Source organism: Kibdelosporangium aridum (assembly GCF_900176515.1).
GTDB classification, from domain to species: domain Bacteria; phylum Actinomycetota; class Actinomycetes; order Mycobacteriales; family Pseudonocardiaceae; genus Kibdelosporangium; species Kibdelosporangium aridum.
The window spans coordinates 46,083-68,385 of the sequence record NZ_FWXV01000014.1 but is presented as its reverse complement, the minus strand read 5'-3'; the positions used below and the strand labels follow the sequence as shown (position 1 = coordinate 68,385).

Below are 22,303 nucleotides of genomic sequence, written 5' to 3'. Positions count from 1 at the left end.
CCTCCTCAGCGGCGGATCAGCCGGAGGCTGGCGACGTCACGGAACGCGGGATTGGGCACACGGGTCACCGGCTCGTCCGGGGCGAGTTGCCAGTCGTCCATGAGCGGGAGCATCGCCGTGATGGCCTGACTTAGTTCCAGCCGCGCCAGCCAGGCGCCAAGGCAGAAGTGCGGACCGGCACCGAACGCGACGGTCGCAGATCGCTTACGGGTGATGTCGAAAACTGCGGCGTCGTCGAAGGCATCCTCATCGCGGTTGGCGGAGGCGAACGACAGCAGCACCTGCTCGCCGGCGGCCAGGCGTTCGCCGTGCAGCTCGACGTCTTGCGTGAGTGTGCGGACGAAGCCCTGGACCGGTGACTCGAACCGGACGATTTCCTCGATGGCTTGGGGGATCAGGTCTGGATCTTCGCGCAATGCGGCGCGCTGATGTGGGTGTTCGATCAGCAGCAGCACCGCGTGCGCGAGAGCGGAGGACGTCGTCACGTTCCCCGCCAGCATGAGCAACGAACAGAAGTTGAGTACCTCGTCGTCGGTGAGAGTGCTGTCGCGGTCCGCGGCGGTGACCAGTCGTCCAATGAGGTCTTCGGCCGGAGTCGTCCGCCGCTGTGCCATCTGGCCTGCGAAGAAGCCGGCGACTTCCATGATGGTTGCCTGGGCCACGGCGGCGAACTGAGCGTCGGCAGAGCGGGCCCAGGATATCTCGATCAGCATTTCGGACCAGCGTTTGTAGTCACGCCAGCCCTCGGGATCGATGCCAAGGTAGTTCCCGATGACGCGAGTAGGCAGCTGGGCGCCCACCAGATCCATGAAGTCGAACGAATCGAGCCCGGCCACACCGTCGAGCAACGTGGCAGCGACAGCGCCGACCTCGTGCTCCAATCGGGCAATGCTGCGCGGCGTGAACTGCTGGCTCAGCACCCGCCGCAGCCGCGTGTGGTCAGGTGCGTCGGTGGCGATGAGCGATCCGGCGCCCCCTTGTCTGCCGAAGGCGACGCCATCGGCGGACGAGAACTTCTCCGGGCTGCGCAGCGCCGCGTGTACGTCTTCGTGGCGGCTCAACAACCACACGTCTGGATCGCGCAGGCGCAGCACCGGCGCCTCGGCCCGCAACCACGCGTAGAACGGGTACGGATCGGCGAGGAATGCCGGGTCGTAGAGGTCGAAATCGGTGCTGACGGGCACGAGGCCTCCCGTGGGATCGGCTCACTTGTTTGTATATGACGTCATATTCAGATTTGTAGGCGTGAGAAATACTCGTCGCCCGGACTCGATGGGGTCAGTCAGGCAGGCCCACCGCGCGGGCCCAGATGTCCGCGATCAACTCCGCGGCCATGACCGGGTCCATCGGCGGCTCAGCGGGGTCGAACGCGTAGGTCAGGTAACAGAAGCGATCTGCCAGAGCGCACAACGCGCGGGCGGTCGCCGCCGGGTTGCGGACCGGTGGGAACAAGTTCTTGCGTGCTCCGCGCCGTAGTGCTGTCACGACACTGGCCTCGACTGTGGTGGTGAGTTCGCGGCGCAGGTCGGCCAGTTCCGGCTCGGTCTGGCAGACCTCCTCCCACACCTGGTTGAAGGCGGCGTTCTCGGCGTAGGTCGTGACGTAGTCGATGAGCATGGCGGTGAGGGCGCTCCGGCCGTTGTCGATCGACCAGTGGACCCGGCCGCCGTCGAGCACTTCGGTGACGTAGCTCTGCACCAGCGCCGCCATCACGTCGGCGCGGTCGCGGAAGTACTGGTAGAAGGTGCCCAGGCTGACGCCCGCGGACTCGCTGATCTGCGCGACCGTGGTCGTCCGGTAACCCTGCTGTTCGAGCAGGCGGCGTGCGGCGTCGAGCAGTCGCTGACGAGTCGCGGCGCCTTTCGAGCCCGGCGCGAGGATCTTGCCGTCCTGGCGGCGCAACGGCGACCTGCCTCCGGAGGTCGCCCTAGGGGCGGGTTCGTTCGGCGCCTTTGCGTCCGTGTCCTGGTGGTCCGCGCTGGTCGTCATCGTTCTCCCCGTGTCGGTACCTTGTCATAGTAACCTGACGTCAGTATCAGGTCCATTGACTCAGCAAGGTGCGTGCGTCGTCCACATCAGACCGTGGCCGGGCGGGAAGTTCCGCTGGCGTGCGCGAGAAACGCGGAGCGGGAGCCGGTTGGGCGACTCCGTCTATCCGGGTGATGGTTCCGCGGGAGGTCAGATGCGGGTGTTCGGCGGCTTCTTCGAAAGTCAGGACCGGCGTCACGCACGCGTCGAGGCCTGCGAAGATCTTCTCCCAGTGCTCGCGCGGGTGTTGCAGGAACGCCGTGGTGAACGCCTCCCGCAGCACGGACCACGCACCTGGCTCCGTCCGCTCGGGCAGTCCGGACAGCTCCAATCCTTCCAGCAGCGCCGCGTAGAACTGGGGTTCCAGCGCGCCGACCGCCATGTATCGACCGTCCGCGCACGCATAAGTGTCGTAGTACGGGGCGCCGCCGTCGAGGAGGTTCATCCCGCGCTCGTCGCGCCAAATGCCTTGCCCCAACATCGACCACGTCATCTGTGCCAGGACGCTTGCGCCGTCGACCATGGCCGCGTCGATCACCTGGCCCTTGCCAGAATGCTCACGTTCCCACAGTGCGGCCAGGACACCGCAGACGAGGAACATCGACCCACCGCCGAAGTCCCCGGCCAGGTTCAGCGGCACGACGGGACGTTCGCCGCGCCTGCCGACCGCGCCCAGCACACCGGTGAGGGCGATGTAGTTGATGTCGTGCCCGGCGCGGTCGGCCAGCGGACCTTGCTGGCCCCAACCGGTCATGCGGCCGTAGACCAGTCGAGGATTGCGCGCGTGGCAGTCGTCCGGGCCGACACCGAGCCGTTCGGCGACTCCGGGGCGGTAGCCCTCGACAAGCACATCGGCTTTGTCCGCCAGACCCAGCACCAGCTCACGCCCCGAAGCGTTCTTCAGATCGGCGGCCACCAGCCGCTTGCCGCGCTGCAACAGATCGCCTTGCGGCACGGTGCCCGGCCTGTCGACGCGCACGACATCAGCGCCCAGATCAGCGAGCACCATCGCGGCATGCGGCGCCGGGCCGATGCCGCCCAGTTCCACGACGCGTAGGCCGTTCAACGGTCCTGACATGGCCTATTCCTCCACTTCCGTTTCCCGATAACGATTTGCAGCCGAAAGGACACGCCGGTCCCATGATCCCGATGGCACGAGGTCTCGAGTTCCCTGAGGGCCCGATCGCGCTGAGCGACGGTTCCGTGTTGCTGGTGGAGATCCGGCGCGGCACGCTCTCGCGCGTCACACCGGACGGTGAGGTCATCGTCGTCGCCGACCTCGGCGGCGGCCCGAACGGCGCGGCCATCGGGCCGGACGGCGCGGTGTACGTCTGCAACAACGGCGGTTTCGAGTGGACCGAGCACGACGGCATCACTCTGCCCGGGCAGCAGCCCGAGTCGTACACCGGCGGCCGGATCCAGCGAGTCGTCCTCGATGGACCAGTTGCCGGTACGGTGACCGACCTCTACACCACCTGCGACAGCCGCCCGCTGCGCGGCCCCAACGACCTCGTGTTCGATCGCCAAGGCGGGTTCTGGTTCACCGATCACGGCAAGAGCCGTCCCCGCGAGCGCGACACCGGAGCGCTGTACTACGCCACTGTGGACGGTGGTCGCATCACGGAGGTGGTGCACCCGCTGACCGAGCCCAACGGTGTCGGGCTCTCGCCCGACGGTTCCCGGCTGTACGTCGCCGAGACCATCACCGGCCGGATCTGGTCCTGGCAGGTGACCGGACCCGGTCACCTGGCAGATCCTGTTCTCCTGCACGGGTTTGGCGGATACCAGCTGCTCGACTCGCTGGCCGTGGACGCCGAAGGCAACGTGTGTGTCGCGACGCTGGTGACCGGCGTGATCAGCGTGCTGTCTCCGGACGGCACTCTGCTGGTACAGGTTCCGCTTCCCGAGGCCGATCCGATGGTCACCAACATCTGCTTCGCCGGGGCCGGTTCCCGCACTGCGTACGTCACCTCATCGGGCCGTGGCGTGCTTTACGAGACCGAATGGCACTGCGATGGGCTCGACCTCGCGTTCACACGCTGACTTCACGTCACAGAAGTGGCTTGTCCCAAGGGGTTTCCCCCTTGAGGACGGCACGCGCCACCACCATCCGGTGGATCTCGTCTGCCCCGTCGTAGAGGCGGGCGTAGCGCGCGTGCCGGTACATGCCCTCCAACGGAGTGTCCTCGCTGACACCCAGCGCCCCGTGGACCTGGATCGCGCGGTCGACCACGTTGTGAAGCATGCGGGCACCCCAGAACTTGATGAGACTGATCTCGGTGCCCGCGCGCCCGTCGTGGTCGTAGCGGCGGGCAGCGTCCAATGTGAGCAGCCGAGCGGCCTGGATCTCCGCCGTCGACTCGGCGATATAGCGCCGGATCTCGCCTTTCTCCGACAGCAGCGAACCGTGCGCCTCGCGGGTCTTCGCCCGTGCCACCATGAGTTCCAGCGCCCGCTGCGCCTGACCGAGCCAGCGCATCGCGTGGAAGATCCGGCCTGGACCGACGCGGTCCTGGAACACCGCGAATCCGGCGCCGCGCTTGCCCAGCAATGAGTCTGCGGGCACTCGGACATCGGTGAGCTGAAGTTCGCAGTGATCGCCGCGGTCGGTGCCCATCGTCTTGATCGCCCGCACGATCTCCAGGCCCGGCGTGCCCTTGGGAATCACGATCGCGGAGATCCGGCGGTGCGGGCTCTCGGCCTCCGGGTCGGTGACAGCGAAGACCGTGGTGAACGCCGCGCCATGGGCGCCGCTGACGAACCACTTGTGCCCATTGACGACCCACTCGTCGCCCTCGAGCGTGCCGGTCGTACGGATCCTCGTCGGATCGGAGCCCGCCACCTCAGGTTCGGTCATCGCGACGCTGGGGTAGATCTCGCCCGCGATCATCGGGTGCAGCCAGCGGCGCTTCTGTTCCTCGGTGCCGTAACGGTCGAGCATGATCGCGTCCTGCATCGTGACGCTGCCGACCGCCTGCTGGCCGTACTCGGAGCGGCCGATGACCTCGTTGACGAGCGCGAACTCGTACAGCGGCAGCCCGCCTCCGCCGAGGTGTTCGGGGTGCCCGAGCGCCCAGAGCCCAGCGGATTTGGCTTCCTGCTTGAGTTTCGTGAGCGCTTCTACAGCCGCAGGGCCGCCTTGGTCGATGATGGGTTCGGCCGGGATCACCCGTTCCTCGATGAACTCCCGTGTCCGGGCGCGGAGGGCTTTGATGTCGTGTGCCATGAGGTTGTCCTCGCTGGGGTCGCTGGGGCTATTTGACGAGCGGATCGCGAGGTAGGCCGAGAATGCGTTCCGCGATCTGGTTGCGGGTGATCTCCGACGTGCCGCCCGCGATGGTCATGCCGCGGGCACTGAGCGCGGCGAGCACACCCGTCAGCGAGCCCATTTCAAGGAACGCGCCTTTCACGCCGAGTGCGCCCATGATGAAAGCCGAGCGTTTCACCAGGAACTCGGCGAGTACGAGCTTTGTGACGTTGCCCTCCGGGCCCGGCTCCGCCCCTGAGAGTGCCCTTTCGGCAGTGCGTAGGTTGAGCAGGCTCAGTGACAGCTCTTCGGCCAGTAGCGCACCCAACGCGCGGGCGCGCTCGCCCCCGAATGTCCGGGCGAGTTCAGTCAGATCCAGCTCGACCGTTCCACCGCCGCCCTGCCCGTTGCCGATGCTGACGCGCTCGTTGCCCATCGTCGCCCGTGCCACGGCCCAGCCGTTGTTCGGTTCGCCGACGACGTCCTCGTCTGGCACGAACACATCGGTGAGGAAGACCTCGTTGAAGTCGCTGTGCCCGGTCACCATCTTCAGCGGCCGGATTTCCACGCCGGGTGCTTGCATGTCGATGACCATCATCGTGACGCCGCGGTGCTTCGGCGCGTCTGGATCGGTGCGTACGGTCGCGAACCCTCGGCCGGCCAGGTGCGCGCCGCTCGTCCAGACCTTCTGGCCGGTGACGAGCCAGCCGCCCTCGGTGCGGCGGCCGCGCGTGCGGATACCCGCCGCGTCAGATCCCGCGCCCGGCTCGCTGAACAGCTGACACCACGTGAGATCACCGCGCAGCGCCGGCCTGACGTATCGCTCGATCTGCTCGGCGGTGCCGTGCTGGATCAGTGTCAGCACGACCCAGCCGGTGATGCTGAGCGTCGGCCGGTTGACGCCCGCGGCGGAGAACTCCTCGTCGATTACGAGCTGCTGCGCCGCGGTGGCTTCGATCCCGAATGGCTTCGGCCAGTGCGGCATCAGGTATCCCGCATCGACCAGCGCTTGTCGCTGCTCGGCGGCAGGGCGGGCGGCGATGCTCTGGGCGATTTCGCGGATCGCGGACCGTTGTTGTTGCGCTTCCTCCGGAATCTCCACGGCGAGCGTGCGCCGGGTGCCCCCGGCGGCGAGACGGGCGACGTCCGCCGCCGCTGCTTCTGGGTCGGCGAACGCGGCCAGCGCAAGCGCACGCCGCTGGTAGAGGTGGGCGTCGTGCTCCCACGTGAAGCCGATACCGCCGTGGACCTGGATGTTCAGGCTTGCGTTGCCAGTGAAGGCGGGAATCGCCTGCTGCACGGCCACCGCGGCGGCGAGTGCGAACTGTTGCGGGTCCTCGGTGGCCGCGCGCGCCGCGTCCCACACAGCGGCAGTGGCCAGTTCGGACGCCACGAACATGTTCGCGCAGTGGTGCTTGACGGCCTGGAACATCCCGATGGGCCGACCGAACTGCTCGCGCGTTTTCGCGTAGTCGACAGCCATCTCGGTGCACGCCTGGGCGCCGCCGACAGCTTCGGCCGCCGCGAGCAGTCGGTAGATCGCCAGTGCGCGGTCATGCCCGCCGCGGAGGACTTCACCGTCATGCAACAGCACGTTGTTCACGGTGACACGTGCACTCGGCCGTGACGGATCGACATTGTCCGGAACCCTAACGCCGACGCCGTCACGATCTGCTTGCAGCACAATGAGATCCGTGCCTGCGGCGAGCACGAGCACGTCGGCTCCAGCACCCCCGAGGACCGTGGCGCCGCCGTATGCGCGGATCCCAGAGCCGTTGTCTTCCAACGTTATCGAGCCGTCCAGGCCTACGGCACCGGTCGATGTCCCGTCGGTCAACCGCCTGAGCATCGAGGTTGAGCCTAGGTCGGCGAGGACCGCGGACGCGGTCACCGTGGGCAGGAGGGCACCCGGCGCGAGGTGCCGGCCGAACTGCTCCAGCACCACGACCAGTTCGGGCAGGCCAAAGCCCTCGCCGCCGTACTCCTCGGGCGCATGGATGCCCAGGAGTCCCAGCGAAACGGCCTCCGCCCACAACTTCGGTCGTTCTATCCGCGGGTTCTCCAGCAACTCGCGCGTCATCGCGCGGGCATCGTTCCCTACGAGGAAGGCACTCACGGACTCGGCGAGCATTCGGTGGTTTTCATTGATGGCTATCGCCATGGTGCGGTCCTTCGCGGGGTCAGAGCAGTTCCAGCACGGTGGCGTTGGCCTGACCGCCGCCTTCGCACATCGACTGCAGGCCGTATCGAATTCCGTTGTCCCGCATGTGGTGCAGGAGCGTCGTCATGAGCCGGGCGCCGGACGCGCCAAGCGGATGGCCGAGTGCGATCGCGCCACCGTTGGGGTTGAGCAGTTCCGGTTTGGCGCCCGTTTCCCGCAACCATGCGAGCGTGACCGGGGCGAACGCTTCGTTGATCTCGAACGCGCCGATGTCACCGACGGTCAGTCCCGCACGGTCGAGAACCTTGGCGGTGGCGGGGATCGGCCCCTTGAGCATCACGACGGGGTCGTCGCCCACGACTGTGCCGGTGTGGAAGCGAGCCATCGGCGTCCACCCGTTCGCGGCGGCGATCTCGCTCGTGGTGACCAACAGCGCCGCGGCACCGTCGGAGATCTGCGACGCGTTCGCCGCGGTGATGACTCCGTCCTGTTTGAACGAGGTGCGCAGCTTGCCGAGGGTTGCTAGGGTGCCGTCGCGACGAACGCCTTCGTCGACGGTGACCTCCTGGTCGGCGTCGGGCACGTTGACCGGCACGATTTGTGAGGCGAACCTGCCCTCGTCGATCGCGGCCGCGGCGCGGGCGTGGGACTGCAGGGCGTGCTCGTCGAGTTCCTCGCGGGTGAAGCCGTACTCGGTGGCGATCATCTCCGCGCCGATGCCCTGGTTGAACATGACACCCGGGTATCGCTGGGCGAGGAGCGGACTGAACGGCAGACCCAGCTTTCCGTCGGCGAACGCGGCGCCCATCGGGATCCGCGACATCGACTCGACGCCACCGGCGACGACGATGTCGTACTGGCCTGCGATCACGCCTGCCGCCGCCTGGTGCACCGCCTGCTGCGATGAGCCGCACTGTCGATCAACCGTCACACCAGGAACGCTTTCCGGCCAGCCGGCGGCGAGCACGGCGTACCGGGCGATATCGGCCGTCTGTTCACCGACCTGGGACACGCAGCCCCAGATCACGTCGTCGACGACGGCCGGGTCCAGACTTGTGCGCTCCTGCAGCGCGCGCAGGACCTGCGCCGATAGGTCGACCGGGTGCACGCCCGAGAGCGCGCCGCCGGGCTTCCCACGGCCGATGGGGGAGCGGACCGCGTCAACGATGACTGCGTCACGCATGGATGACTCCTTGGGCTCGTCGATGGGGACAGCAGGTCACTTGGGGCCAAGACGCAGCGCGCCGTCGAGGCGGATCACTTCACCGTTGAGGTAGTCGTTGTCCACAATCGACTCGACAAGCCGGCCGAACTCGGCGGGGTGTCCAAGCCGGGGTGGGTTCGGCACCACCCCGCCGATGGCGTCGAGCGCCTCTGGCGGGAGGTCGCCGAGGATCGGCGTGCGCATCAAGCCCGGGGCGATGGTCACCACGCGGATGCCCGAGATGGCGAGGTCGCGCGCGATGGGCAGGGTCATGCCGACCACGCCGCCCTTGGACGCGGAGTACGCTGCCTGCCCGACCTGTCCCTCGAACGCCGCGATCGACGCGGTGTTGACGATGACGCCGCGCGAGCCGTCGATCGGGTCATTGGCGGCCATCTTCGCCGCAGCGAGACGCAGAACGTTGAACGTGCCGAACAGGTTGATCGACACGATGCGTTCGAAGTCGGCCTGCGGGAACGGAGTTCCGTCCTTCTTCACCGTCCGGATCGCGTTTCCGGTGCCCGCGCAGTTGACGGTGACGCGTAGGGGAGCGAGCTGTGCGGCTTGCGCGATCGCCGCTTTCGCCGCGTCCTCGTCGCGGACGTCGCCCGGCACGAACCGCACGGTGCCTGACGTCTGTGCGGCCAACTCGGCGACGGTCTGCTCGCCACGTGAATCGGGGAGGTCGAGCACGACGACTTTCGCGCCGCGTTCGAGCAACCGCCGTGCGGTGGCGAGGCCGAGCCCGGACGCGCCACCGGTGACGACGGCCGAGACACCGTTGATTTCCATGCTTCTCCTTGTATTTCGAGAGGGCTAACGGCCGGTCCACTTCGGATCGCGTTTCTCGGCGAACGCGGTGGCGCCTTCGCGGGCGTCGGCCGAGACGAACACCGGGCCGGAGAGCTTCTCCTGGCGGTTCCACATCTCGTCCTGCGACCAGTCCGGGGCTTCGCTGAGGATCTGCTTGGTCACACGTACCGCCAGAGGACCGTTCACGGCGATCGCGTCGGCAAGCCTGAGTGCTTCCACGAGCGCCTGCCCCGGTTCGGCGAGCCGGTTGACCAGACCCAACGCATGCGCGCGCGGCGCGTCGATCAGGTCGCCGGTGAACGCGGCCTCCAGCGCCACCTGGTACGGGATGCGCCGTGGCAGGCGCAGCAGTCCGCCACCCGCCGCCACCAGGCCGCGCTTGACCTCGGGCAGACCGAACGCGGCATTCTCTGCGGCGACAATCAGATCGCACGCCAATGCGACCTCGAACCCGCCGGCCAGCGCATACCCTTCGACGGCCGCGATGAGCGGCTTCGCGGGCGGCGCCTCGGTGAGACCGGCCAAACCGCGTCCGGGTAGCGCTGGGATCTCTCCGGCGAGGAACGCCTTGAGGTCCATGCCTGAGCAGAAGGTGCTGCCCACGCCGGTGATGACGATGACCCGGACGTCATCGCGCGCATCGAAGTCGTCCATGGCCGCGGCGACACCGACCGCGACGGCCCGGTTCACTGCGTTGCGTACCTCGGGCCGGTTCAGCGTCACCACACCGACGCCGTCGCGGACCTCGGTGAGCACCGCGGGGTCGGTGTTCGTGCTGGTCTGGGTCACGAGCGCTCCCTGGATAAAGCAAAACTGAATATGACGTCACATTAGGATAGGCAGGCCGTCGGGAACCCGTCAATCATCCGGTTTCCTCTCCAGGTCAGGCGTCTTCGTGCCGCGCGACCGCCGCCCGCTTGTCACCGAAGTGGTAGCTGAGCAGCCGATCCAGCTGACGCTCGCCGCGGCGCAGCAACCACGCCCGACCGCCGGGAACCCTGGCGACGAGGCCGTGCTTGACGAGATTCACGGGGATTCGCAGCACGTGGTACCAGGGCAGCGCGAAGGGGAGGCCGAGCTCGCGCATCGCGGAACCGCCCGCCAACACACGGGACAGACTGCGGAATTTCGCCAGCTCCCAGCGTCGCCGCAGCGCCTGGAACCGTGGGAAGGTCAACTCCTTGCGAGACCGATCGAGCGCGCCGGCCAGCAGGCGCGAGTTGTCGCTGGGTGGCGGTGCGGTGAGCGACAGGTGGTAGAACTTCCGTCGCCCGTCCTGTTCGCTCAGCGGCAGCCAGTAGTCCGCGACGCCCATGAGCCAGCCGATGTAGCGCCACAGGTGCATCACGGCGTCCCCCTGGGCGCGGGTAACGGGCATGCCAAGCATCCGCGCGCCGAGCAGGTAGTACGTACAGTGCAAGCCCAGCGTCGCGCCCTGGTCTGCCTGGTTGATCGGCAGACCATGCACGTCCTCGTCCCAGCCGCCGCGCGTACGGAAGCGGTGGTTGACCAACGCGTGCATGGCGCGCACGTGAACCGTGAGCTGCCAGCCCTGCCGGTCACGGTCAAGGCCGCCGTCCCGTACGCACTCGATGACCCACTTCATGGTCTCACCCAGCCGCCGCACGGGATCCTTGGTGAGACGCCCCGTGCGCGCGAGCAATTCGGCATCAGCGGAACTGCGGTACCCGCTGAGCAGGGCACCGTTGAGCACATCGACCAGGTTGGGGCCGAACTGGCGCATCACCCGCGCGCCCTCCTGTAGTCGCGCGTCGTCGACCCAGTCCGGCCGCTGCTCGACATGGCGGAAGAACTCCGCGAGCGGCGTGGGGATGTCCTCGTCGCTGTGCTGCTGAGCCAAAACCTGCCAAAACTGCGCGAAGGTGACCTCACCACGGCGTATCGCTTCGGCCAGGACTCGTCCTTGTTCGTCCTCGGCCCGCAGTCCCCGTGCGATTACCTCGAGTTCATCGCGAGTGGGCTCGCTCGTACCCCGGATGAACGGGGCAAGCGGTGCGGCCGCGGCCCGTGCCCACTTGGGGTCCGCGAGAAACCGCGACGGGGCCCCGGCAGCCGGACCAAAGGCAGAGCCGACGATCATGCCGTTCCTCTCGACGAATTTCTGAAGGTGACGTCATATTAGTACACATCTCCTCAGATCACCCGCCGAAGCCCGCTCATGTCATGCAGTCTCGCAGGTCAGAGCGGGCTTTTGGGCGCGCTTTAGGCGCGCGGCCGGAGGCCTTGGCGGCCGCTTCTTCGCGCCATCACTCGGCCGTCAGCTCCATGAGGGAGTAGCCACCACCCACCGGGTACGTCTTCGTCCGGCGCCATCCCGATGCCGCGAACAAGGCGTCGTACTCGTCGAGATCCCGCTCCATACCTTGCGTCACGGCCAGCATGTTCATGTCCACGCGGGTGGCGAAGTCCGGTTTGCCGATCTCCCCGATGACCATCTCGACAACCAGTGCGCGGCCGCCGTCTTGCACCGCCGCCCGGCAGTTACGCAGGATCGTGACGCACTGCTCGTCTGGCCAGTCATGCATGATCATCTTCAGCAGGTACAGGTCGGCGCTCGGTACCGCGACGAAGAAATCCCCTGCCACAGCGGTGAAGCGATCGGCCAGGCCGCGTCGTTCGGCTTCGTGCCGTGCACCGTCGATCGCGTGCGGCAGTTCGAGGACGACTCCCTTCATGCCGGAGTTCGCCGCCATCAGCCCGAGCACGAAGTCACCGTCCGCGCCACCGACATCGACCACTGTGGACACATCGGAGCTGTCGACCGCGGCGACCGCACCGTGGGTCACCAATCTGGACAAGTCGCCCATCGCTCGGGCGAACAACGCCGCCTCCGCTGCGTTCTCCGGCCGTGCGAAGTAATCGAACAGCCCGGCACCCAATGCCTGCACGCTCTGCGAACGGCCCTGCCGTACGGCCTCGGGAAAGAGTCCCCATGATTGCCAGTGCGCACGCTCGTTCTGGATCATGACAAGCGAACGCATTGAACCCGGGGTATCGCTGCGCAGCAACGTGCCGAGCTCAGTCAAGCCGAAGCGGTGCTCTCCCTCGTAACTGAGCACACCGAGCGACGATGCCGCGCGCATCAACCGGTACGTGGCCCGTGGATCGCTGCCAACACGCTCGGCGACATCCTCGGCGGTCACGGGACCGTCAGCGAGGTGATCAGGAATGTTCAACTCCGCCAACGCCCGGAGTGTCTGAGCCACCCATCCGCCAGTGAGCAGATGCAACATCGTGTCGGCGGCGTCGGTCATAGCGCGTCCTCTCGTCTCAACTTGGTCGGGCGTCAACGTATGAGGCGAATGCACGCCATTGCTTGAGCGAAAGCGCCACGTTGATTGGACTTCAGTGCCACCAGTGGGCCCACAATGGCGCATGGGTGATGGACCGCTTAGAAGACTGGTCGTGGACGTCACGGTGCCAGGTACTGCCCGTGACGGATTCGACATTCTTCGCAACGAATGGTGGACACAGGTCGGCACGGCGATTCCGCTGCCCCCATCCACCCCGGTTGGTTCCGGCGACTACCGGATCGCCATCGAGCACGCCAAAGTGGACGACACAGTCATCGAGAACATCTACAGCGGCTCGATCGTGGGCGGCACGGGCGGCGAGTTCAACCACCTCAACGACCGCGTCGTGATGCACGTGGTCGATCACGGCGAATGGTGTTTCACCGGCCAGCGCAGCCAGACCAAGGTACCGGGCGGCTGGTTCGTCGTGCGGCACAACGACCCCTCCTGGCAGTTCGAGATCGGTCCGCGGACCACGGCCAAGGTCCTGATCCTGCCGTCGGCGCCGTTGCGGCCATTGCTCAAAGACCGGCATGTGACTGGACCGTCCGATTCAGCCGAAGTCCGGCTGCTCATGGCCCACGCCCGGATGACCGAGGCGACGCTGGAGGACCTCACGCAGGCCGGTGCACACGCCGCCCGCTCCGCGTTGATCGAACTGGTCAAGGGCGTGCTGACGCAGGAAACCGACGGCAGTGAACCGTTGCTGGCCCCAGCGCTGGCACAGGCGGCACGCGACCTGGTGGACAGTCGCCTTGCCGAAAGCGACCTGGCGCCAGGCATGCTGGCGCGGGAACTGAACGTCTCGGTCCGGACACTGCACCGAGCGTTCGCCGCCACCGGCCAGCCGGTGATGGGATACATCCGCCGCAAGCGGTTGGAACACGCACGGCAGGAGCTCGCCGTACGCAGCGTCTCGGAAGTCGCGGCGCACTGGCAGTTCGCCGACAGCAGCCACTTCATCCGCGCGTTCAAGAAGGAATACGGCCAAACGCCCACGGAGTACATCCGCGCAACACGACCGACCCGGAGCTGACGAGGCGGCGAGACGGTCGTGTACGGCTCTTATTCGAACATCCGTCCTTCGGCCTTCTCATTTGCGCGAGGTTGTGACCATGCCTCTAGGCGGGAACATGCAGTGTCGTCGCGCCGGCCGAGAAGCCCATCCCGAATGTCACCAGTAGACTCTCGCCGGGAGGGAGTCCTCCCTGTGCGCCAACCATCAAAGGTACTGAGCTGCTCAAGGTGTTGCCGTAGTGCCGCAACACTTGGTACGCAATTGCGGTCTGCTCGCCATCAGTGGGAACCCCGAGCTCATCACACAGGACGTCAAGGATCCGCCTACTTCCCGTGTGCATTAGCAGTCGGGCAGCGTCCTGTGGACTGCTCAACGCACAGTCTTCACGCGCCAGCAGGTCGCGTACTGCCTTGGTGGCGTAATACAGTCCGCGAGCGGGGACGTCCCGAGTGCGCGTGACAGTCTTGCGCCCGTGAACGATCGGCGCGTCCGATCCTCCGTCCGGGATGGTGCCGAGTTCAGCGTCCTCTGGGCGCACGTTCGTCAAATGCGTGACTGGCCCGAACTGGGATCCATCGCCTTCTGCGGTCATCAGCATGGCCACCGCAGCGTCCCCGAACAGGAAGGCGTTGACGGCATCAACCGTGTCCTGTTGCGGGCCACCTTCGGAGAAATGCAGGCACATGGCCTCGAACGGCCGGTTGAGCGGCGTGTTCGAGTCCATGAACGACATCAGGACAGTCCTGTCCGGATTGCTTGTCAGGTACCAGCGAGCCGTCTCAACTGCTTTGGGCAGGGCAGAACAGCCCATATAGGCCAGATTCAAGGGAACTGCAGACCGTGGAATCTCGGGTAACGCCGTGAACAGGTCGTTTGCCAGTCCAGGCAGTAGGCGGCCGGGACTGGTCGACACACCCAGCACCAGTCCGATCGACCGCGTGGGCAGGTCCGACTTCTCAAGACACCCGCGGACCGCCTGTGCGGCAAGTCGAGTCCCGGTCACGGTGACTTCGGGATCGCTTCCTTTAGCCAGCACATCGGGAAAGTTGGCCAGCACCGAATGTCTGTTCTCGACCCCGAGGTTCGCGACCGATGTCGCGAAACGGTCCGACATTCGGTGCCGAGTCGCATCGAGGAGTTCCGCTGTGCTCCAACGATCTGTGGGGAAGGCGGACGCGATGGACGCGATATAGGGAGACAAGCAAATCCTTCAGTCGTAGAAGAGACGGCCAGCGCAGGGGCCTCGATACAGGCAGCCATAACGAAGACCGGCCAGATCCAGCGCGGAGATCCGAGCTGCGCCGTTGACCCCGCCCGTCACGGCGTCACCTGAAGCATGACCCGGCACCCGTACCGTTCGAACCTGGGAAACCCCGGGACCATCGGAACGGTCGCGCGTCTGATGGTCAGCTAATGACAACGGGAACTGCATCAGGCGCCACTCGTGTTGCTGCAGCACGGCGGTGGGTTTACTCCTCTGGACGGCGCGCCACAACAGGCCCTACGACGCCTCGGATTGTCGCTGCGGCGAACCAGAACCGCTGGCCGGCTCATGCACAGCGACCAGCAAATCGCGCGGCGAGGGTACTGAAGGTGCTGAGATTGGGCGGTCCGGGCTGACGGGTCGAACCGCCCAATCTCACAGGAGGCACGGAGTGCCCCGGATTTCCAGCTTTGAGGTCTGTGTCGCCGATGAGTGCGGGTGCACACTTACTAACGACTCGCGATACTGGGAAGTTGTGGAAGCAGCCCGCGGCGACGTCCTTCGACATCCAGTATCCAGCGTCGTCGGGTGGTGAGGTCGACCAAGTGCCGGAAGACCTCAGCGGTATACCGCTCAGCAGACGCCGCTGATGCCGCCCGGAGATCCAACGTCACTTCGATGTCGTCGACGTACGAGGCAACGTCATGCCGATGTCCTTGTGGCGACATGGCCACCTGCTCTACAGAACCCGAAGCATCAGGCGACTCTTCGTCGGGGCGCCGGTCTTGGCTGATCAGGTCCAGTGTCTTCTTCCACCGTATAGCCTCCTCGGCCAAGATCGGCACAAGCGAGAGCAGTGTGGCGTCGTCGAGTTCTTGGTACGTAGTTGTCCAGTCATTGCTGCTCGATCTGGCGTTGTCCATCCAGGAAGTACCCTCCGGGGCAATACGACTAGGTACGATGCGCGAGCGACTTGGCCGGGTGCGGGCCCGTCGATGGAAACAGACCTTTACTGTCAGTAAAATAGACTACAACCGGATTAGTGTAGGGCGTAAGAAGGTTGGCACGGTGCGGTCGTCGACCGGTAGAGATGGCGACAAGGCTGGCGCTGGTGTTGGTGGCCTCTCGCGAACTGGGGTTGTGGCCGCCGACTGACAACTGGCAATCATCTGCCAAGTCGATCATGATCCGGTGGCGTGCCGCTGGCGTAAGTCTCACTGGGTCGATCAGTGCCCAGTTCCTTTCTCCCAATGGAATGGAGTCAGCATGAGACTCTCGAGACTATGGCGGGCGGCCAGCATCGCCGTCACTCTGTTGCTAGTGGTGGCCGTACCTGCCGTTGCCGCGCCTCGGCTGTCGTGTCCTTCGCTGTGTGTCAGCGGGTGGCGACCGGGATGGAGCATGGGTACGGAGTTGCGGAGTATGCCGGTAAGGCCTATGTCGGTTATGGGAATGGCGAGCTGCGTAAGGTTGACCTCGCGACCGGATCGACCGCCGTACTGGCCAGTGGATTAGGGAATCTGCGTGGTGTAGCGGCCGATGCCACTGGCGTGTACGTCGCCGACTGGAACGGTCGGGTACTGCGGGTCGACGCTGCCAGCGGCGTCGCGCATGTCATCGCCTCTGGGTTGACCCATTTGCAGGGTATGACGAGACACAATGGTGTGACGTACACGGTTGGTGTGAACACACTGTGGCGTATCGATTCGAGTGCCCATGTTGTGGCTACCGGGTTTTGGTTGGCCATGGACGTGGTCATCGACGGCGGCCGCGCGTTGGTCGCGGACGTCAGTGGTCCGATCCGCCAGGTCGACCTCGCAACCGGTGCGGTGTCCACTCTGGTGTCTGGGTTTTATGAACCGACACACGTTGGTGTCACCGACAACGGCACGGTGTACTTCATGGAAGCCGCATCCATCTTGCACCGGATGGAGCCTGGTAGCACGCAGGAGCGCACAGTCGGGCAGCTGAGTGGCGTTTCGGCTACGGACTTCAGTCTCGATCGGTCCGGTCGGGCGCTGATTACTGACCACAGCGGTGGTGGCAATCTCTGGCAGATGACGGTGTCATAGCCGCCTGTGCGTAGGTATCGCCGACGGGCGATGTTGCCGCTCCCACCAGTTGGAGGTGACGACATCCGGCTGGCGGGAACGGCGCGCCGGATGCTGTGCTGACCGCTGCGGGCCCTCCTGCTCAGGGCTGACCATTCGACATTCTGGTTCCTCGCCGTGCGAACGTTGTGACCGACCGCCCACCGCGTGGTCCTGGGTTGTTCCACGTATCGAGCAGTGCGGCGGTCTCGTTCACCGGATCGACGGGCCGCCCGTCACGAATGGCGGTGAACGCGCGCCGGATGGCCTGAATGGTCACTTCCGTGAAACCGTGGCGGGTCATGCCTCGCCGGTTGATCTGGATGTGCCGGGCGGGGGATCCACTAACCACGCAGAACGGCAGCACGTCGTGCAGGACCGCAGTCATGCCACCGATTGCGGCGAGCTCGCCGATCCGCACCCACTGGTGAACCCCTGCCATACCGCCCACCGTGGCGCGGTTACCGATCCGCACATGACCTGCGATTCCGGAGCCATTACCGATCACCACGCCGTCGCCGATACGGCAGTCGTGCGCTACGTGCACCGAGCTCATCAGCATGCAGTCCGCGCCGATGCGAGTCGGGGTCGGACCGGTGGCGCGGTGCACCGTGGCGTGCTCGTGGATTACAGTGCCACGACCGATCTCGACCCGAGTCGGGGTCCGGCGGTCGAAACCAAGGTGCTGAGGATCACCGCCCAGGATCGTGTAAGCGCCGATCCGCGCTTCTCGTGCGATGGTTACGCCTCCGTGCACGACCGCGCCGATACCGACCACGACATCGTCGCCGATCTGTGCACCCGCCTCGACGACAGCAAAAGGTCCGATTTGGACACCGGATGCCAGATTCGCGCCGGGCGAGACCACTGCGGTGGGATGCACGATCGTCACGACAAACCTTCCATTAACGCGTAGGTGGCCCTTGATGTTCATGCGGCACGGAACACGACGCCGACGAGGTGACGGCCGCCGGTTCGACGAAGCGTAGACCGGAACCTCTACTACATCGAATGTGCGGCAGGCAAACGAAATTGACTCCGAGTAGGCAATCTGTATCCGAGGTCAGAAGCGACTGACCTATCGGGCACCGATCCTGAGCGGCCATTGACCACCCTCCGGCAGACCGAGTACCTCTTCTTTCGGTCCGACGGACCGTCCGGCATCGCGGGGGAGACGCCGCCAACCATCCACCTTGGTCTGGTGCCTGGCCCCTGCTGCCTGTTCCAAGCCTTCACCGAGGAGATCATTCATGACGCTGCAAAGCGCCGCCCTCCCAACGGCTCTGCTGACAACAGCGGCGGCCTCCCCGGCGCAGGCTGTGAACTTCTCGCTGGCTGCGATCACTGGTGTCGGTGTGCACAACGCATACCAAAAGGACACGTTTTCGTGGATGATCGATGCACTCGAATCCGGTGCTTCGATGTTGGAAATCGACCTGTGGCAGAACTTCCTCGGCATTGGCCGCTACTCGGTGAGCCACTGGCCCCTCTTCGGCTCGGGAAACAACTGCTCGTCGTCGACTACGTTCGACGGCTTGCGGTCCGGCGAGCGCAACCAGAACCTCGCCACCTGCCTGCGCAACATGCGGCTGTGGCACGACCGCACTCCGGAACACCCACCACTGGTCATCAAACTGGAAGCCAAGAATGGCTTCGACGGCACGGCCGGATTCGGCCCGGCGCAGTTGGACACCATCATCGCTGACGCGCTGGGAGCGGACAATGTCCTCAAACCCGCGGACGTCAAGGGCACGCACCCGACTCTCGATGCCGCTGTCCGAGCGGGCAACTGGCCGGACCGTGACAGCTTGCGCGGCAAGTTCGTGTTCCTGTTGCTTACTGGCGTCTTCGAGGAAAGCAACCCGCTCGACAGATATGACGCCCACCACGAGTACGCCGACCATCTGACAACGCTCGACACCAACCTGCACTCAGCGATGATGTTCCCCACGATCAACGGCGCTTCCGCCGCAGATCCCCGCATCGGTGATAACGGTGGCACGAGGGCGCAGTGGTACGTGACGTTCGACGGCGCGGCCAAAGACTGGTTCAGCATCGACAACCGGTTCTATGTGGACAACCATTACCTGGTCGTGATGTCCGCGATTCATGAGGTTCCACCGGCCATCGACGGGCGTGATCCAGCTGTGCCGGACGCGCACGCGAGGATACGGCAGGCTGCGGCCAAAGGCGCCACGATCGTGTCCAGCGACTGGTCGGCCCGCGAGGTCGTGAGCTTCACCATTCCGCGTGGACAGTCCTTGAGGGACCAAGGAAGCTTTTAACGACAGGAGATATCAGTGACCGTTTCCCACACGCAGGACTCCGTCGATCAGCGTGACGCCGAAGTCGGAGCAGCGCTACGCGCTCCTGCGGGGCGGCCAATCCTGCTCGCCGGTGGCACTGTGCTCACACTCGATCCGGCGGTCGGAAACCTGCTCGGCGACGTGTTGATCGACGACGGGAGGATCGCGGCCGTCGGCGTGGACCTGAAGGCACAGGCAGGTGAGCACGCCATCGTTGTCGATGCGCGCCACGCGATCGTCATGCCCGGTCTGATCGACTCTCACCTGCACGCCTGGCTTGGACAGTTGCGGGGCATCAGCCAGGGACTCGATTTTCCCGGCTACATGCAGCTGGTACACGGAGAAGTCGCCGCACACTACCGCCCGGAGGACATGTACATCGGCAACTTGATCGCAGCGCTGGTGGCGCTCGACGGGGGCGTCACTACCATTCTGGACAACTCGCACAACGCGCGATCATGGGACCACATGTCCGCCGCGGTGCAGGGCCTGGCTGACACCAAGATCCGAGCCGTGCACGCCACCGCCCCTCCAGTCGACGGATCGGTGCCTGTACCGGAGTGGCTGACCACTGTGGAGCGTCTACGGGAACGCCACTTCTCGTCCGAAGGCCAACTGCTCACGGTGCGGCTCATGGACCTCGCACCAACCGAACAGGTCTGGCGGTACGCGCGCGACCACGATCTATGGGTCACCACGGAGATGGGGGCGCACGTCACCAACCTCGGCGATCTCGCGGACGCCGGTCTGTTGACGGAAAAGCATACGTTCAACCACTGCGTTGCCTTGCCTGAGAATGACTGGAAGCGCATCGGCGACGCGGGAGCGGCGGTGAACCTGTGCACCCGATCGGATACCCATTTCGGCCTTGGCCAGGTGGTTCCTCCAGTCGACCAGGCGCTGGACGCGGGCATCACTCCGGGTTTGAGCACCGACAACGAGACGACGTACCTCTCGGACATGCTCGCCGAGATGCAGCATCTCATCACCGTGCACCGCGGACATACATTCGGCCGCGTGGCCGCAGGGGAGCAGGCAGTTCAGTTGACGCCCCGGCAGGTCCTCGAGTTCGGCACGCTGGGCGGCGCGGCCAATTGCGGCCTGAGCCACGTGACCGGATCGCTGACCCCTGGCAAACAGGCCGACGTGGTGCTCCTGCGCAAGACCGACGTCAACACATCGCTGGCCACCAACGCCTTCACCACCGTTGTGGGTTTCGCCAACCGCAGCAACATTGACACGGTCTTCGTGGCCGGTCGAATCCGTAAGTGGCGTGGCCGACTGGTCGGCCACGACTTGGCCTCAGTTCTCAAAAAGGCCGCAGACTCGCGCACGTACCTGATGGAACGAGCCGGCCTGATGGCTGACAGGTTTTGATTCAACAGCAAGCGAGGAGCATGCCGGAGCAGCACCAGTTCACACGTAGAACGGGGGAGGAACCTGTTCGGCCAGCATGACCGACTTCAGCTGCGTGTACATGTCCAGCGTCTCCTTGCAGACCTCACGGCCCAGCCCGCTGTCCTTGTAGCCGCCGAAGGGTGAGCCGTCCACCAGGTTCACGTACTGGTTCACCCACACCTGTCCGGCTTCCAGCCGGTCCGCCGTGCGCATTGCGTTGCGCAGGTTCGACGTGTAGATGCCGGACGCGAGACCGTAGACGACGTCGTTGGCCTCGTGGATCATCGTGTCGAAGTCCTTCCACCGGATCACCGACAGCACCGGCCCGAAGATCTCCTCCTGAGCGATCCTGGTGTTGTTGGTGGTCTCGAAGATGGTCGGTGCGACGAACCAGCCTGCCTCGTGGCCCGGCACCTCGACGCGTTGTCCGCCGGTGACCAGATTCGCCTCGTTCTTGCCGGTTTCGACGTACTGCATGACGCGCTCGCCCTGCTTCTCGGAGATCAGGCAACCGAGCCGCGTGGCCGGGTCGAGCGGTGAGCCGACTTGGATGCGCTGGAACGCATCGGTCAACTTGGCCATGAACTCCGGGTAGATCTCATCGTGTACGAACAACCGTGTACCGGCCAGACACGACTGCCCATTGCAGAACGTGGCGGCGAACGCGGTGTTGTCCACCACTGCGTCCATGTCTTCGATGTCCGGGAAGACGATGTTCGGGCTCTTGCCGCCCAACTCGAGCGACACGGGGACCAGCCGTGCGGCGCCCGCGTGTGCGATGATCCGGCCGACCTCGGACGATCCGGTGAAGGCGAGCTTCGCGACGTCCGGGTGTGCCGTCAGTGCGGCTCCGGCTTCCTCGCCGAAACCGGGCACGATGTTCACCACGCCGGGCGGGAAGATCTCCGCCAGATACTTGCCCAGTTCCATTGTCGACAGAGAGGCGTTCTCGTCCGGCTTGAGCACCACGGTGTTGCCCGCGGCCAACGCGGGAGCCAGCTTGAAGCTCACCATGATCGCTGGGACGTTCCACGGGATGATCTGCCCGACCACGCCGTACGGCTCGCGCTTGGCGATTGCCCAGCCGCCTGGAACGACGTTGTTCCAGCCATCGTGGGTGAGGATCGCAGCGGCGAAGAAGCGGTACTGGCCGATAGCCTGCCGGTAGTCCTGCGGCAGTTCGAAAACCGTGCGGCCGATGTCGCGTGCATCGATCTCGACGAGCCGTGCGGTGTTCTCCTCCAGCCAGTCGGCGACCTTCAGCAACAGCCTGGCGCGCTCGGCGGCCGGGGTCGCCGCCCACGACGGGAAAGCGGCCTTGGCCGCGGTGACGGCGGCGTCGATCTCAGCCTTGCCCGATCGGGTGATGGTGGCCAGTTGCTTGCCGGTGGCGGCTTCGGTGGCCGGGAACGTCTCGTCGGTGAACGCGGTGAACTCGCCGTTGATGAGTGGCAAGTAGTGCGACTCTGTGGTCATCGGAGTTTCGTCTCCTTGACGGAAGAAGGGGTTGGTTGACTGCG

Annotated in this window: 19 protein-coding genes; 5 read left to right on the top strand and 14 right to left on the bottom strand. The window is 65.5% G+C overall.

Translation table 11 applies throughout. The features are described 5' to 3' along the window. Window positions 1-5: 5 nt before the first annotated feature. From B9C43_RS48840 to B9C43_RS48830, 3 genes are all read right to left on the bottom strand, one after another. Window positions 6-1,184, bottom strand: coding sequence for a cytochrome P450 (locus tag B9C43_RS48840; RefSeq protein ID WP_084434133.1), 1,179 nt, complete (start codon window positions 1,182-1,184; stop codon window positions 6-8). 94 nt (window positions 1,185-1,278) lie between these two features. After that, window positions 1,279-1,989, bottom strand: a complete 711-nt coding sequence (locus tag B9C43_RS48835; protein WP_084434132.1) for a TetR/AcrR family transcriptional regulator — start codon at window positions 1,987-1,989, stop codon at window positions 1,279-1,281. A 46-nt stretch (window positions 1,990-2,035) separates the two neighbouring features. After that, a complete protein-coding gene (locus B9C43_RS48830) occupies window positions 2,036-3,106 on the bottom strand; it encodes a CaiB/BaiF CoA transferase family protein (protein ID WP_084434131.1) in 1,071 nt (356 codons plus the stop codon). A gap of 71 nt (window positions 3,107-3,177) precedes the next feature. Between B9C43_RS48830 and B9C43_RS48825 the strand changes: the two genes are divergently transcribed. After that, on the top strand, window positions 3,178-4,071 hold the full coding sequence (locus B9C43_RS48825; protein WP_235039279.1) for an SMP-30/gluconolactonase/LRE family protein: 894 nt from the start codon (window positions 3,178-3,180) through the stop codon (window positions 4,069-4,071). Window positions 4,072-4,078: 7 nt separating this feature from the next. On the opposite strand, the gene B9C43_RS48820 is transcribed toward B9C43_RS48825, so the two are convergent. The 7 genes from B9C43_RS48820 to B9C43_RS48790 form a co-directional block, all read right to left on the bottom strand. Then, a complete protein-coding gene (locus B9C43_RS48820; RefSeq protein ID WP_084434129.1) occupies window positions 4,079-5,254 on the bottom strand; it encodes an acyl-CoA dehydrogenase family protein in 1,176 nt (391 codons plus the stop codon). Window positions 5,255-5,282: 28 nt separating this feature from the next. After that, a complete protein-coding gene (locus B9C43_RS48815; protein ID WP_084434128.1) occupies window positions 5,283-7,436 on the bottom strand; it encodes an acyl-CoA dehydrogenase family protein in 2,154 nt (717 codons plus the stop codon). A gap of 19 nt (window positions 7,437-7,455) precedes the next feature. Beyond that, window positions 7,456-8,619: a thiolase family protein gene (locus tag B9C43_RS48810; RefSeq protein ID WP_084434127.1), complete on the bottom strand. Its 1,164-nt coding sequence runs from the start codon at window positions 8,617-8,619 to the stop codon at window positions 7,456-7,458. A 36-nt stretch (window positions 8,620-8,655) separates the two neighbouring features. Continuing rightward, window positions 8,656-9,432 carry an SDR family NAD(P)-dependent oxidoreductase gene (locus tag B9C43_RS48805; protein ID WP_084434126.1) on the bottom strand — a complete coding sequence of 259 codons (777 nt, stop codon included), beginning with the start codon at window positions 9,430-9,432 and terminating at the stop codon, window positions 8,656-8,658. Window positions 9,433-9,456: 24 nt separating this feature from the next. Next, entirely contained in the window at window positions 9,457-10,242 is a 786-nt protein-coding gene (locus B9C43_RS48800) for a crotonase/enoyl-CoA hydratase family protein (protein ID WP_143447133.1), read from the bottom strand. A gap of 94 nt (window positions 10,243-10,336) precedes the next feature. Beyond that, a complete protein-coding gene (locus B9C43_RS48795) occupies window positions 10,337-11,554 on the bottom strand; it encodes an oxygenase MpaB family protein (RefSeq protein WP_084434125.1) in 1,218 nt (405 codons plus the stop codon). A 166-nt stretch (window positions 11,555-11,720) separates the two neighbouring features. Further along, on the bottom strand, window positions 11,721-12,728 hold the full coding sequence (locus tag B9C43_RS48790; protein ID WP_084434124.1) for a methyltransferase: 1,008 nt from the start codon (window positions 12,726-12,728) through the stop codon (window positions 11,721-11,723). 151 nt (window positions 12,729-12,879) lie between these two features. Here B9C43_RS48790 and B9C43_RS48785 point away from each other — a divergent pair, with 151 nt between their 5' ends. Continuing rightward, a complete protein-coding gene (locus B9C43_RS48785) occupies window positions 12,880-13,803 on the top strand; it encodes an AraC family transcriptional regulator (RefSeq protein WP_160097276.1) in 924 nt (307 codons plus the stop codon). 85 nt (window positions 13,804-13,888) lie between these two features. Here B9C43_RS48785 and B9C43_RS48780 read toward each other — a convergent pair whose 3' ends face one another. Both B9C43_RS48780 and B9C43_RS48775 read right to left on the bottom strand, forming a co-directional pair. Further along, window positions 13,889-14,842, bottom strand: coding sequence for a 3-oxoacyl-[acyl-carrier-protein] synthase III C-terminal domain-containing protein (locus tag B9C43_RS48780; protein ID WP_235039278.1), 954 nt, complete (start codon window positions 14,840-14,842; stop codon window positions 13,889-13,891). Between the two features lie 656 nt (window positions 14,843-15,498). Beyond that, window positions 15,499-15,912 (bottom strand): hypothetical protein, encoded by a 414-nt coding sequence (locus B9C43_RS48775; protein ID WP_084434121.1) that lies wholly within the window; start codon window positions 15,910-15,912, stop codon window positions 15,499-15,501. A gap of 360 nt (window positions 15,913-16,272) precedes the next feature. Here B9C43_RS48775 and B9C43_RS56280 point away from each other — a divergent pair, with 360 nt between their 5' ends. Beyond that, window positions 16,273-17,061, top strand: coding sequence for an NHL repeat-containing protein (locus B9C43_RS56280; protein ID WP_143447132.1), 789 nt, complete (start codon window positions 16,273-16,275; stop codon window positions 17,059-17,061). A 121-nt stretch (window positions 17,062-17,182) separates the two neighbouring features. Here B9C43_RS56280 and lpxA read toward each other — a convergent pair whose 3' ends face one another. Continuing rightward, window positions 17,183-17,971, bottom strand: coding sequence for an acyl-ACP--UDP-N-acetylglucosamine O-acyltransferase (gene lpxA, locus B9C43_RS48765; RefSeq protein ID WP_160097274.1), 789 nt, complete (start codon window positions 17,969-17,971; stop codon window positions 17,183-17,185). Window positions 17,972-18,329: 358 nt separating this feature from the next. On the opposite strand from lpxA, the gene B9C43_RS48760 reads away from it, so the two are divergent. Both B9C43_RS48760 and B9C43_RS48755 read left to right on the top strand, forming a co-directional pair. Next, the gene (locus B9C43_RS48760) at window positions 18,330-19,364 is read left to right on the top strand and encodes a Ca2+-dependent phosphoinositide-specific phospholipase C (RefSeq protein WP_084434118.1); all 1,035 of its coding nucleotides are present in this window, start codon (window positions 18,330-18,332) and stop codon (window positions 19,362-19,364) included. 15 nt (window positions 19,365-19,379) lie between these two features. Then, window positions 19,380-20,762: an amidohydrolase family protein gene (locus tag B9C43_RS48755; protein WP_084434117.1), complete on the top strand. Its 1,383-nt coding sequence runs from the start codon at window positions 19,380-19,382 to the stop codon at window positions 20,760-20,762. A gap of 39 nt (window positions 20,763-20,801) precedes the next feature. Here the strand turns inward: B9C43_RS48755 and B9C43_RS48750 are convergent, their stop codons facing one another. Then, window positions 20,802-22,259, bottom strand: coding sequence for an aldehyde dehydrogenase family protein (locus B9C43_RS48750; RefSeq protein WP_084434116.1), 1,458 nt, complete (start codon window positions 22,257-22,259; stop codon window positions 20,802-20,804). Window positions 22,260-22,303: the final 44 nt, after the last annotated feature.

Bases quoted from the DNA above. Each gene is read 5' to 3' on its own strand.
- B9C43_RS48835 (WP_084434132.1), bottom strand. From the start codon at position 1,989: ATGACGACCAGCGCGGACCACCAGGACACGGACGCAAAGGCGCCGAAC.
- B9C43_RS48830 (WP_084434131.1), bottom strand. From the start codon at position 3,106: ATGTCAGGACCGTTGAACGGCCTACGCGTCGTGGAACTGGGCGGCATC.
- B9C43_RS48825 (WP_235039279.1), top strand. From the start codon at position 3,178: ATGGCACGAGGTCTCGAGTTCCCTGAGGGCCCGATCGCGCTGAGCGAC.
- B9C43_RS48820 (WP_084434129.1), bottom strand. From the start codon at position 5,254: ATGGCACACGACATCAAAGCCCTCCGCGCCCGGACACGGGAGTTCATC.
- B9C43_RS48815 (WP_084434128.1), bottom strand. From the start codon at position 7,436: ATGGCGATAGCCATCAATGAAAACCACCGAATGCTCGCCGAGTCCGTG.
- B9C43_RS48810 (WP_084434127.1), bottom strand. From the start codon at position 8,619: ATGCGTGACGCAGTCATCGTTGACGCGGTCCGCTCCCCCATCGGCCGT.
- B9C43_RS48805 (WP_084434126.1), bottom strand. From the start codon at position 9,432: ATGGAAATCAACGGTGTCTCGGCCGTCGTCACCGGTGGCGCGTCCGGG.
- B9C43_RS48795 (WP_084434125.1), bottom strand. From the start codon at position 11,554: ATGATCGTCGGCTCTGCCTTTGGTCCGGCTGCCGGGGCCCCGTCGCGG.
- B9C43_RS48790 (WP_084434124.1), bottom strand. From the start codon at position 12,728: ATGACCGACGCCGCCGACACGATGTTGCATCTGCTCACTGGCGGATGG.
- B9C43_RS48775 (WP_084434121.1), bottom strand. From the start codon at position 15,912: ATGGACAACGCCAGATCGAGCAGCAATGACTGGACAACTACGTACCAA.
- B9C43_RS56280 (WP_143447132.1), top strand. From the start codon at position 16,273: ATGGCGGGCGGCCAGCATCGCCGTCACTCTGTTGCTAGTGGTGGCCGT.
- B9C43_RS48760 (WP_084434118.1), top strand. From the start codon at position 18,330: ATGACGCTGCAAAGCGCCGCCCTCCCAACGGCTCTGCTGACAACAGCG.
- B9C43_RS48750 (WP_084434116.1), bottom strand. From the start codon at position 22,259: ATGACCACAGAGTCGCACTACTTGCCACTCATCAACGGCGAGTTCACC.